7 protein-coding genes and 2 pseudogenes are annotated in these 11,692 nt (G+C 67.8%); 5 read left to right on the forward strand and 4 right to left on the reverse strand.

Annotated features, from left to right (window positions below):
* Window positions 1-200 (reverse strand): annotated as a pseudogene (locus tag ACN4F8_RS14065) (AMP-binding protein); the annotation flags it as partial.
* A gap of 141 nt (window positions 201-341) precedes the next feature.
* Window positions 342-6,032 carry a response regulator gene (locus ACN4F8_RS14070; RefSeq protein WP_419474175.1) on the reverse strand — a complete coding sequence of 1,897 codons (5,691 nt, stop codon included), beginning with the start codon at window positions 6,030-6,032 and terminating at the stop codon, window positions 342-344.
* Between the two features lie 202 nt (window positions 6,033-6,234).
* Here ACN4F8_RS14070 and ACN4F8_RS14075 point away from each other — a divergent pair, with 202 nt between their 5' ends.
* Window positions 6,235-7,053, forward strand: a complete 819-nt coding sequence (locus tag ACN4F8_RS14075; protein WP_419474176.1) for a response regulator — start codon at window positions 6,235-6,237, stop codon at window positions 7,051-7,053.
* A 38-nt stretch (window positions 7,054-7,091) separates the two neighbouring features.
* Here ACN4F8_RS14075 and ACN4F8_RS14080 read toward each other — a convergent pair whose 3' ends face one another.
* Window positions 7,092-7,682 (reverse strand): c-type cytochrome, encoded by a 591-nt coding sequence (locus ACN4F8_RS14080; protein ID WP_419474177.1) that lies wholly within the window; start codon window positions 7,680-7,682, stop codon window positions 7,092-7,094.
* Window positions 7,683-7,685: 3 nt separating this feature from the next.
* Window positions 7,686-8,915 (reverse strand): PQQ-dependent sugar dehydrogenase, encoded by a 1,230-nt coding sequence (locus tag ACN4F8_RS14085; protein WP_419474178.1) that lies wholly within the window; start codon window positions 8,913-8,915, stop codon window positions 7,686-7,688.
* Between the two features lie 189 nt (window positions 8,916-9,104).
* On the opposite strand from ACN4F8_RS14085, the gene maiA reads away from it, so the two are divergent.
* The 4 genes and pseudogenes from maiA to ACN4F8_RS14105 form a co-directional block, all read left to right on the forward strand.
* On the forward strand, window positions 9,105-9,782 hold the full coding sequence (maiA, locus tag ACN4F8_RS14090) for a maleylacetoacetate isomerase (RefSeq protein WP_419474179.1): 678 nt from the start codon (window positions 9,105-9,107) through the stop codon (window positions 9,780-9,782).
* A gap of 39 nt (window positions 9,783-9,821) precedes the next feature.
* Entirely contained in the window at window positions 9,822-10,376 is a 555-nt protein-coding gene (locus ACN4F8_RS14095; RefSeq protein ID WP_419474180.1) for an NADPH-dependent FMN reductase, read from the forward strand.
* 93 nt (window positions 10,377-10,469) lie between these two features.
* Complete coding sequence (locus tag ACN4F8_RS14100) at window positions 10,470-11,492, forward strand: methionine synthase (protein WP_419474181.1); 1,023 nt, start codon at window positions 10,470-10,472, stop codon at window positions 11,490-11,492.
* 1 nt (window position 11,493) lies between these two features.
* A pseudogene (locus ACN4F8_RS14105) lies at window positions 11,494-11,692 on the forward strand (serine hydrolase); the annotation flags it as partial.

The following is an 11,692-nucleotide window of genomic DNA, read 5'->3' on the forward strand; positions in this document are numbered from 1 at the left end:
AGGCCGGCGGCCAGCGCGTCGGTGCGCTGCAGCAGCTCGCGCCAGGTCCATCTCACACCCTGGTGCGGCACCACCAGGGCCTCGCGCGCGCCAAAGCGCTCGGCGGTTTGCGCCAGCGCCTGGCCGATGGTGATCTCCATCAAGGCGGGCGTGGTGACCCCCCGGGTGTGCGCGGGTTCGGAAGAGGCTGGGGTGCTCATGCAGGTCTCCTGGAGGTGTTGGGGCAGCACACCCGCCGGCGTGCCACGCGGCATGATGATCCGCAGCCGCCGCGCCCACACGCCCGGACTTTCCCTGACGCCCGGATGTTCCGTTTCGTCACACCCCCGGCGCACCCGCACTCACACCGTGCTGCCCTGCCCGATCAGATCGGCCGCCGCCTCGAAATCCAGCGCGTCGAGCAGACGCCCCAGGCGCAGCACCGTCTCGGCCCCCAGGCGCTGGGCCAGGGCGGCGCGGTGCTCGGCAAAGAACGCCAGTGCATCCAGGTCCTGCCCGATCAGCATCTGGCGAAACGCACCCAGCGCGCCCTCCCCCAGCGCCGGCACCCACGGATGGACCTGCGCCTCAACGCCCGGTGGCGCCGGGGCACGCAGGTCGCGCGTGGCGCCGTCGAGCTCGGCCAGGGCCGCGCGCAGCGGTGACCACAGCAGCACCACCGAGCTCTCGGGGGCCTGTGCGCGCAGCAGGTCTTCAAGCCCGCGCGCCACGGTGTTCACCCGCTGCGCCTCCACGAGAGCGGCAACGCCGCGGAGCTTGTGCATGCGCGCGGCCAGCGCGGCGCGTGTGGTCGGGTCCAGTTCAGAGGGCGCGGGCTCGTCTTGCAGCGAACCGAACTCGTCCAGCATGCGGCGCAAGGCGCTCACAAACAGCGCCTGGTCACCGCCCATGCGCTCCAGCGCGGCTCGGTGGTTGAGGCAGGTCACCGCAGCCCAGGGCCCGTCGGCGGGGGCGCCGGCCGGGGGATCGGAGGATGGCGACTCGGGGTCGTCGAGCACCACCAGCCAGGTGCCGCGCGCGCGCTCGATCTGCTCGCGCAGCACGCGCTGCAAGTGCCGGGGGTCGAGCTGCTTGTTCAGGTAGTCGTTCATGCCGGCGGCCAGCGCCAGTTCGCGGTCTTCGGGCTGCGTTCCGGCGCTCAGCGCAATCACCGGCAGGTGCGCCAGCGCCAGTTCGTCGCGGATGCGCCGGGTGGTCTCCAGCCCGTCCATGCCGGGCATCTGCACATCCATCAACACGGCGTCGAAGCGTTCGGGCCAGCGGCGCAGGTCCACCAGCGCCTGCTCGCCCGACCCGGCGGAGCTGGTCTGTGCGCCCAGCAGCTCCAGCTGGTGGCGGGTCACAGCGAGCTGGATGTCGCTGTCGTCCACCACCAGGATGTGCAGGTCGCGCAGGTCGCGGCGGCCCGCCACGGTTGGGGCCGGCGGTTCGGGCGACGCCTCGCGCAGCGCCGCCAGCAGCGCGGCCAGACCATCAAGGTCGAACGCCACCAGCGGCCTCAGCGCTTCTTCCACATGGGCGCTCCGGCGCGCAGCGGCCAGCGCCTTCTCGGCCCGGAAACTGTGTTCCACCAGCGGCGAAATGCCCAGCGTGCCGGCCAGTCCCTTGAGGGTGTGCGCCACGCGCGCACCCGACTTGAAATCGCCCGCCGCCACGCTGGTCTGCAGCTCGGTCATCTGCCGCGGAAGGTCGCCGATGAAGCGCTCCAGAAAGCGGGCGTAGGCCTTGGGGCTGCCGCCCAGGCGGCTCATCGCTGCCTGCAGCTCGACACCTTGCGCATCGGCCAGCGCCTGCGCGGCGGCGGACACGGCCACCGCTGGTGGCGCCGCCGTTGCCCGGGCTCCCGCCGTCGGCAGATCGGCGCTGTGCGGGACGTGCTGCCGGATCGTGCGCAGCAGTTGGGCCAGATCGAACGGTTTGCCCACGTGGTCGTTCATGCCCGCCTGCAAACAGATCTCGCGATCGCTGGCCATGGCGTTGGCGGTCATGGCGATCACGGGCAGCGTGCGCAGGCCGAGCTCCTCGCGGATGCAGCGCGTGGCGGTGTAGCCGTCCATCACCGGCATCTGCACGTCCATGAGCACCAGCTCGAAGGCGGCGCTGTCGGCGGCCAGCAGATCGACCGCGATGCGGCCGTTGCCCGCCACCGTCACGCGCGCGCCCTCGCCCGCCAGCAGCTCGCAGGCCACCTGCTGGTTGGTTTCGTTGTCTTCCACCAGCAGGATGCGCAGGCTTTGCAGCTCACCCTGGTGGGGCGTCGGAACCACCGGCAAGGGCACCCCGTCGCGCTCGGCGCGCGCGGTCTCCAAGGCATCGGCCAGCATGGAGCCGGTCACCGGTTTGATGAGGTAGCCGTCGAGCAGGTTCTTTTCGCTGAAGTTCCTGCTCTCCATCAGCTCGCGGCCGTGGGCGGTGACCATGATCAGCAGGTCCATCGCCTCGCGCAGCGGTGCCGCCCGCAGGCGGCGCGCCGACTCCCAGCCGTCCAGGCCGGGCATGTGCCAGTCCATGAACACCGCGTCGAAACGCCGCCCGTGCTCACGCGCCTGGCTCAGGCATTCGATGGCGGCTTCTCCGCTGTCGACCGACTGCACGTTCCAGCCGTTGGCCCGCGCCATGCTGGCCAGCGTGTCGCGCGCCAGGTCGTTGTCGTCCACGATCAGGACATCAAGCGCCGGTCCAACCGGCGCAGGCAGTCCATCGGCCACCGTGTGACGGGGCACCCCCAGCACGATGGAGAAGCTGAACGCCGTGCCCCGCCCGAGCTGGCTTTGCATGCGCAACTCTCCACCCATGAGGCCCACCAGGCGCTGGCAGATCACCAGTCCCAGGCCGGTGCCGCCAAAGCGGCGCGTGGTGCTGGCCTCGGCCTGGGTGAAGCCCTCAAAAATGCGCGCCTGGTTTTCCGGCGCGATGCCGATGCCGGTGTCGCGCACCAGCACATCCAGCGCCAGCTGGCCTGCGCTGCTGCGCCGCCCGCGCAGCGCGATCACGACCTCGCCGAAGTGGGTGAACTTGATCGCGTTGCCCGCCAGGTTCACCAGGATCTGGCGCAGGCGCAGCGCGTCGCCGAACAGCACGGGCGGCACGTCGGGATCGATGTCGAACAGCACCTCGATCTCCTTCTCACCCACGCTGGCCGAGAGCACCACCGCGAGCTCGCGCATGAGCTGGTCAACGCCGAAGGGATGGGGGTCGAGCACCAGCTTGCCGGCTTCCACCTTGGAGAAATCGAGGATGTCGTTGAGCAGACCGAGCAGCGAGCGGGCCGCGCTTTCGGTCTTGTCGGCGTAGTCGAGCTGGCGCGGCGTGAGCGGGGTTCGCTGCAGCAGCGAGAGCATGCCCAGAATGGCGTTCATCGGGGTGCGGATCTCGTGGCTCATGTTGGCCAGGAACTGGCTCTTGGAACGCGAGGCCGCCTCGGCCGCTTCGGTGGCGCGCACCACGTCGGTGATGTCGATGCGAAAGCTCACCACATGGCCGTCGGGCAGCGCGCGTTCCACCACGCGCAACGTGCGACCACCCGGAATGCGGCGCTCCCACTCGCCGCCCAGCCGGTGGTCGCGCACGCGCTCGGCCACCCATTCTTCGCGCCTGCCCTGCGCGGCCTGGGGTTCCTGCAGTGCGAGGTTGGCGCGCACGATGTCTTCGAACACGGCACCCGGCTTGAGCAGGTGGGCGGTCTCGTTGTAGAGCTCGCGGTAACGGTCGTTGCAGAACACCAGCCGGTCCGCCGGATCAAAGATCACCAGCCCGGCGCCCGTGACCTCCAGCGCGCTGGACAACATGTCGTGGGCACGGCGGGCCTGCGCCTGGGCTTCCAGGCGCGCCGAAATGTCCACATAGGTGGTCACGAAGCCGCCTTTGTCCATGCGGCCACGGCGCAGCTCGATCACATCGCCATTGGGCATGGTGCGTTCGAACTGCTGTTTGCGCCCGGCCGTCACGGCCGCGTGGATGAGATCGCGCACCTGCTGCTCCGGGTCGCCGGGACCGAAATCGCCCCGCTGCGCGTTGAAGCGCACCATGTCCTCGAAGCGGGTCACGCCGGGCTGGCACAGGTGGTCCGGCAGGCCAAAGAGGCGGCCGAATTCGGTGTTGGCCAGCTGCAGCAGGCCGTTGGCGTCGATCACGCTGAGCGCACACGGCAGGCTTTCGATCACGTTGGTGAGCAGCTCGTTGGTGCGCTCCATGGCGTCTGCGAGTTGTTTGCGGGCGGTGATGTCCTGCATGGCGCCCACCAGGCCGTGGGAGATGCCGTCGCGCACATCACGTTCGCCCACGGTGCGCACCCAGATGGCGCGGCCCTGGGCCGTGACCAGCGGCAACTCCAGATCGAACGCCTCGCCGGTTTTCCAGCACTGCCGGAAGGACTCCTCCACCAGGTGGCGCGCGTCGGCCGCGAAGTACGACAGCGCCTCCTCCATCGACGGGCGGTGGCCCGGCTCCCGTTCGTGGATGCGGCAGGTCTGGTCGGTCCAGCGAATCTCCATGGTCGCCATGTTCATCGCCCAGCCGCCGATGCCGCCGATGCGGCCGGTGCGGTCCAGAAACGCCTGGCTGGACTGCAGCGCTTCGGCGCTGTGGCGGCGTTCGGTGATGTCGTTTTCGATCGCCATGAAGCCCAGGAATTCACCGCGCTCGGATTTCAGCGGCTGGATTTCCAGCTCGATCCAGTACACCCGGCCACCCTTGCCCCGGTTGAGCAGCTCGCCCAGGAAGGGCTGACCCGCATCGAGCGCCGCGCGCAGGCGCGCCAGCTCGCGCTCGTCCGTCTCTTCAAACTGCAGGAACTCGCCCGGGCGCTGACCCAGCACCTCGCTCATGCCGTAGCCGGTGACACGCTCGAAACCCTCGTTGACCCAGGTGATGCGGCGCTGCGTGTCGGTGATCACCACCGCGTTGGAGGTGCGCTGGGCCACCACGGCCAGCCGCTCCAGGTCGATCGTCATCGAGCGCGCCAGCGCCTCGGCCCTGAGCCGCGCACGCACCGACTGGGTCGACATCCAGGCCAGCGCCAGCGTGAGCAGGATGCCCAGCAACAGCAGGGCCAACGCGGGCAGCTGGCGGACCAGCTGCTCGAATGCCCTGGTGCTGCTGGTGTGCAGGATGAAGTACTGGCCATACACCTCGAAGCGCAACTGCTGGGTGAAGGCGGCGGGCGAGACGAGTCGGGGCTCGGTGGTTTCGGTGATGCCGCGCCCACCGGCGGTGGAGTGAACCCCGGCAATCCAGTTGTCGAGCCGGGGCTCGGTCTGCCCCGCAAACAACTGGAACGTGACCATGTCTTCGGCCGCGCCGGTGACACCGGCCAGCACATCGCGGGCGATCAGGGGCGCGTACAACACGCCCAGCAGCTTCGCCTGGCGCTCGGGCTCGGTGGCCGGCAACACGCCGCCCGCGTAGACCGGCACGAACATCAGGAAACCGGGCGAGGTCTGGCCATCGCGCTCCAGCGGCACAGCGGCGCTCAGCGTGGTCTGGCCGGTGGCAATGGCGTGCTCGATCGCGACCCGGGGCCGGGGGTCGCTGCCCATGTCGGCGCCCATCGATCTCGGGCTGAGCAACTCGGGCTCGATGAAGCGGACGATGTACAGCGTATCGCCTTGCTGCTGGCCGAACTGGCGCAGGATCAGCCCGGGGGAGTCGCTGGCGCGCACGCGCTCAAGGTAGCCCCCCAGCTGGGCGCGCGGCACCCGGTCCACCCAGCCAAAGCCCCGGTTGCCGGGGAACTCGCGCTGCAGGTCCATCGAGCCCACAAAGGCTTTGAACTCCTGCCGGTCCACCTGTTCGCTGGCGGCGTAAGCACCGCGCGCACCCTTGAGCCCGAACACCGAGGCCGACAGGCGCTGCACCACCTCGGTGGTGATCTGCTCGCTCCTGCGCGAGAAATCGCTCTGGGCATCGGCCTGAGCCCGGCGCGCCAGCGACCAGGCGGCCAGGGCGCTCACCACCAGGCCCAGACACACGATGGCCACCGTCAAACCGAAGCTGGCAAGTCTTCTCTGGCGAACGGGCTGGTCTGGGTTCATGGCGTGCGGGCACGGTTGGGGCAGGACGCTCCAGTGTCTGGCCAGCCACCACATCGAAGCCCCGGATAAGCGGTGGCGCGACCGCCCAGTTGCACCGATCACCGCCCTGATGCGTCGATTTGCGGGCGGTGTGTGCCGCTTTTCCGGCTTTGCGCGAGCGGGCAAAAGCGCAACATCGGTTTCTCAACCAACGGGAAGACCTGTGAACCCATCAACCCCCAACGCCAAGCCCGAGCGACGCCGGGTGCTGATCGTCGACGACGATCCGACCATGGTGCACGTCCTGGCGCGCACGCTGATGGACTGTGCACAGCTGTACTTCTCGGTGCGCGGAGAGGACGCGCTGAAGAAGCTCAACGCGCACCGGCCTGACCTCATGCTCATCGACGTCGACATGCCCGACCTCAACGGCTACGAGGTGATGAAGCAGATGTTGCAGAACCCCGAGACGCGGGGCACGCAGGTCATCATGGTCACATCGCACACCGAGGAGATCTACCGCCGACAGGCGATGGAGCTGGGCGCGGTGGACTTCTTCCTCAAGCCGATCAACCGGCAGGACATCCGCGACCGGGTCGATCAGCTCCTGAACGAGGAAATGGAAACCATCGAGCTGAGCTTTTCACCGCACGGCGACTTCACCAGCAAGACCGCCGCCACCCGGCAGCGCTCCAACGATGGCTGGGGCGGGCGCGAGACCGAATTTGCGCCCACGGAAATCTTCGGTGACTTCTCCGAACCTGCGCCGCAGCCCAAGGCCAAGCCGGCAGCCCCACCCGCGGTCGCCCCCGCCACGTCCAGTGCCCAGGCTGCCGCGCCCAAGCCGGTGGAACGCGCCGACCACATCACCTCGGAACTGTTCGAGCGCATGTCGGCGATCCTGGAGCAGACGGAATCCATCCGCCACACCGAACAGAAGTCCCTGCCCCCGGCCGTGTCCCACCGCATTGCCCGCATCGAGGAAGAATGCGCCGAGGTGATCCAGCTGCTGGTGACCTTGAGCGACAGAGAACAGGCTTGAAGCCTGAAGCCCCCACGCTCCACCGCTGAGCGGGTGGCTTACGGCGCCACGCGCGCCAGGAAATGGGCCAGGGCCTTGATGTCGTTGTCCGACACGCCGTAGAGCGACGCCGCCATGATGGTGTCGCGCCCGGTGGCCTGGTTGTTCTTGAACTGCAGCATCGAATACAGCAAGTAGTCCTCGCGCTGGGCAGCCAGGCGCGGCATCTGTTCGCGCCCGCGGTAATCGGGCAGGTGGCAGATGCCGCAGCGCATGCCCTCGGCCAGCGCCTTGCCCTGCGCCATGAGCGTCGGGTCACCCGGTGGTGGCGCGTTGCGCGCGGGCAGCCTGGCAAAGTGCACCGCCATGGCGGTGATCTCCGCGTCGCTCACGCCGTCGAGCAAACCCTTCATGGCCGGGATCTCGCGCAGCCCCTCGCGGATGATCACGAGCTGGTTCTCAACGAACACCTTGGGCTGCCCGGCCAGCGACGGGATGTTGGGCAACTGCGAGTTGCCATCCGCCCCGTGGCAGGCCGCGCAGGCCATCAGGCGCGCCGAGATGTCTTGCGCCCACAGCGGCGAGCCGACCCCGAAAACCAGCCCGAGGAGCGCTGTTGAAACGCCCCGCGCAATCGACATCTTCACCATGGCTTACTTCGCGTACGAGACGCGGTAGATCGCACCCAGCTGCTCGTCGGACACCAGCAGCGAGCCGTCCTTCATCTGCAGCATGTAGGCCGGGCGGCCCCAGAACGACTGGTCGGCTTCGTTCATGAAACCGGTCATGAAGGGCACGACCTGGCTGTTCTTGCCATCGGCGCTGGCCTTGACCATCACGATGTCGTAGCCGATCTTCTTGGTCCGGTTCCACGAACCCTTGCGTGCGTTGAAGAGCACACCCTTGTACTCGGGCGGGAACATGTTGCCGGTGTAGAAGGTCACGCCCATGCTCGCGGCGTGCGGGCCCATGAGCGCCACCGGTTGTTCGACGCCGGCGCAGGCGTTGTCTTTCTTCACATCGGGGTCGGGCAGGTTGCCCTGGTGGCACGACGGAAAGCCGAAGTTCAAGCCCACCTTGTGCATGCGGTTGACGGTGTCGTGGGGAGTGTCGTCACCCATCCAGTCGCGGCCATGGTTGCTGAACCAGAGTTCCTTGGTGGCGGGGTGCCAGTCGAAGCCCACGCTGTTGCGCACGCCGGTGGCCACCACCTCCATGCCCGAGCCGTCGGGGTTGTAGCGGCGGATCTGCGCGTACTCGGGTGTGGGCAGTGCGCAGATGTTGCAGGGCGCACCGAAGGGCACATACAGCTTGCCGTCCGGGCCGAAGGCGATGTACTTCCAGTTGTGGTGCTGCTCGGTGGGCAACTTGAAGGCTTCGGTCATGTCCACGGGTGCCACGGCCGGGTTCTTCTCGATGCCGTCAAAACGCAGCACCTTGTTGATGGCCATCACGTAGAGCGTGCCGTCCTTGAAGGCCACGCCGGCAGGTTGCACCAGCTTGTCGACCACGGTGCGCACGGTGCGCTCGGTCCCGTTGTTGCTCACCTCGTACACGCGGCCCAGGCCACGCGTGCCCACGTAAATCTTGCCCTCGTCACCCATGGCCATGGCACGACCGCCCGGCAATCCGGTGGCCCAGACCTCGACCTTGAAACCCGGTGGCAGCTTGATCTTGTCGATCGGGATGTCGGCCGCGGCGGTGGTGGTGTTCTTGCCGGCCAGGGGCGCCAGCGTGGAGGTGGCCATGCTCTCGGGCATGCCCTGCTTCCAGGCCGGCGCCGGGGGCGCGGCGGGAGCGGCTGTTTGTGCCAGCGCGGCGCTGGCGCCCAGGGTCAGGCCCATGGCAAGGGCCACCGAGCTCATGCGGTGAAGGGATTTCATGTCGTGTCTCCTGAAGTTTTTTGCTGAGGGCACTTGGGTGGAAAACGCGGGAGCAAGGCCACACCCGTGCGCACATTCTGGCGCGATTGTGAGCATGGTAACGGTCGCGCAACGGACTGTGAAGCGACTTCGATGCTGCACTGCGGCTACAGTGCAACGAGCCATTTTTCCCACCCGCAGGAGCCCCCCATGACCGCCCCAGCCCGCTTCGACCTCTACGCCTTCTGGCGCACCTCGGCCACCTACCGCGTGCGCGTGGCGTTCAACCTCAAGGGCGTGCAGCCCAACGAGATCAACGTCAACCTGGAGGCCGGCGAACAGAAGAGCGAGGCCTTCCTCAAGATCAACCCCATGGGCGCGATTCCCGCGCTGATCGACAACGCACCCGACCAGCCGCACACCCCCATCACGCAGTCGCTGGCCATCCTCGAATTCATCGAAGAAACCCACCCCGCACCCGCCTTGCTGCCGGCCGATGCTCACAGCCGCGCCCGCGTGCGATCGCTCGCCGCGCTGCTGGCAGCCGACACCCACCCGCTGGTCACGCCCCGGGTGAAGAAGTACCTCACCAGCGTGGGCGGCTTCGACGAAGCCGCCTGGCGCGCCTGGCAGATCCAGTGGTTCAGCACCGGCCTGCAGGCGCTGGAGCAGCGCCTCGCCAGCGAACCCGAAACCGGCACCTTCTGCCACGGCAACACGCCGTCCCTGGCCGACATCTGCCTCGCCAGCATCGTGGTGATGACCCGCATCTTCAAGATCGAGGTGCCCGACATTCCCCACGTGCAACGCATCATGGCGGCCTGCGAACAGCTCGACGCGTTTGCGCGCGCAGCCCCCGGTCTGCAGGCCGGCGCACCCCGGGCCTGACCGACCCCGGATCCCATCCCCCAACAACCAGAAGCCACCATGACCTTTCACGTCGTCGCCCTCTCGGGCAGCCTTCGCAAGAGTTCCACCAACACCATGGCGCTGCGCGCCGCACAGTGCCTCGCACCCGAGGGCATGGAGATCGAGGTCGTCGACATCGCCGACATCCCGCTCTACAACGACGACGTGCGCGCCGCCGGTGAGCCTGCGTCGGTGAGCGCGCTCAAGGCGAAGATCGCAACGGCCGACGCGGTGCTGATCGCGACACCCGAATACAACTTCTCGATTCCCGGCGTGCTCAAGAACACGCTGGACTGGATGTCGCGCCCGCCCGCGCCACCGTTCGACGGCAAGCCGGTGGCCATCCTCGGTGCCAGTCCCGGCCCGGTGGGCACGGCGCGGGTGCAGTACCACCTGCGCCAGGTGCTGGTGTTCCTCAACGCCTTCACGCTCAACAAGCCCGAGGTGTTCATCAACCACTCGGGCAGCAAGTTCAACGCCGAGGGCGAACTGACCGACGAGACCACCGCCAAGTTCATCGGCGAACAACTGGTGGCCCTGCGCACACTGGCCGAGCGCGTGAGGCCGCGCTGAACACGGCGCGGGCCGACCAAGCCCCTGCGACAGCAAAGCCGGCATCGTCTGATTAAGATTTCGGCGCTTGTTCAAGAAAACACTGGAGACACCATGTTCGACACCGCCATCGCAGGCAGCCTGCCCAAACCGGCCTGGCTGGCCGAAACCGAAAAACTCTGGCCGCAGTGGAAGACACAAGGCCCCGAGCTGCAGCAGGCCAAGGCCGACGCCACGTTGCTGTGGATCAAGGCGCAGGAAGACGCGGGGCTGGACGTGATCGGCGACGGCGAGCAGGCGCGCCAGCACTTTGTGCACGGCTTTGTGGAGCAGGTCGAGGGCATCGACTTCGAGCACAAGGTGACCATGGGCATCCGCAACAACCGCTACGACGCGCAGGTGCCGCAGGTGGTGGCACCGCTTCGATTGAAAGGCCGCGTGCACGCGTTTGAAGCCCAGCTCGCGCGCAAGCACACGAAGAAAAAACTCAAGTTCACCCTGCCCGGTCCCATGACCATCGTGGACACCGTGGCCGACCGCTTTTACGGCGACAAGGTCAAGATGGCCATGGCCTTTGCCGAGCTGCTCAACCAGGAAGCCCTGGCACTGCAGGCCGATGGCGTGGACATCATCCAGTTCGACGAACCCGCCTTCAACGTCTACATGAAAGACGCAGCAGACTGGGGCGTGGCCGCGCTCGAAGTGGCCGCGCGCGGCCTCACCTGCACCACCGCAGTCCACATCTGCTACGGCTACGGCATCAAGGCCAACGTGGACTGGAAACAGACGCTGGGCGAAGAGTGGCGCCAGTACGAACTGGTGTTTCCCGCGCTCGCAAAAAGCAGCATCCAGCAGGTGAGCCTGGAGTGCTTCCACTCACACGTGCCGCCCGAGCTGATGAAGCTGCTCGAAGGCAAGGACGTGATGGTGGGTGTGATCGACGTGGCCAGCGACGTGATCGAAACACCCGAGCAGGTGGCCGACACCATCGGCCTGGCGCTGCAATACGTGCCCAAGCACAAACTGATCGCCTGCACCAACTGCGGTCTGGCGCCCATGAGCCGAGAAGTGGCCATGGCCAAGCTTGAAGCGCTGGCCCAGGGCGCCGCGCTGGCGCGCCAACGCTACAGGGCCTGACATGCGCGCGCCCCTGCCACCGGCCGAGCTGGCCGACCTGGGCCTGTGCCCCGAGCGCATGCGCCACCTGGTGGGCGTGTTTCAAGCCGACGTGAACCGTGGCCGCCTGCCCGGCGCCGTGCTGGTGCTGGCACGGGATGGCGGCATCGCACTCATGGCGGCCATCGGCACGTTCGACCCGGCGCGCAACGTGCCCATGG

Source organism: Hydrogenophaga sp. (assembly GCF_048549895.1).
Lineage (GTDB): Bacteria > Pseudomonadota > Gammaproteobacteria > Burkholderiales > Burkholderiaceae_C > Hydrogenophaga.

Bases quoted from the DNA above. Each gene is read 5' to 3' on its own strand.
- ACN4F8_RS14070 (WP_419474175.1), bottom strand. From the start codon at position 6,032: ATGAACCCAGACCAGCCCGTTCGCCAGAGAAGACTTGCCAGCTTCGGT.
- ACN4F8_RS14080 (WP_419474177.1), bottom strand. From the start codon at position 7,682: ATGGTGAAGATGTCGATTGCGCGGGGCGTTTCAACAGCGCTCCTCGGG.
- ACN4F8_RS14085 (WP_419474178.1), bottom strand. From the start codon at position 8,915: ATGAAATCCCTTCACCGCATGAGCTCGGTGGCCCTTGCCATGGGCCTG.
- maiA (WP_419474179.1), top strand. From the start codon at position 9,105: ATGACCGCCCCAGCCCGCTTCGACCTCTACGCCTTCTGGCGCACCTCG.
- ACN4F8_RS14095 (WP_419474180.1), top strand. From the start codon at position 9,822: ATGACCTTTCACGTCGTCGCCCTCTCGGGCAGCCTTCGCAAGAGTTCC.
- ACN4F8_RS14100 (WP_419474181.1), top strand. From the start codon at position 10,470: ATGTTCGACACCGCCATCGCAGGCAGCCTGCCCAAACCGGCCTGGCTG.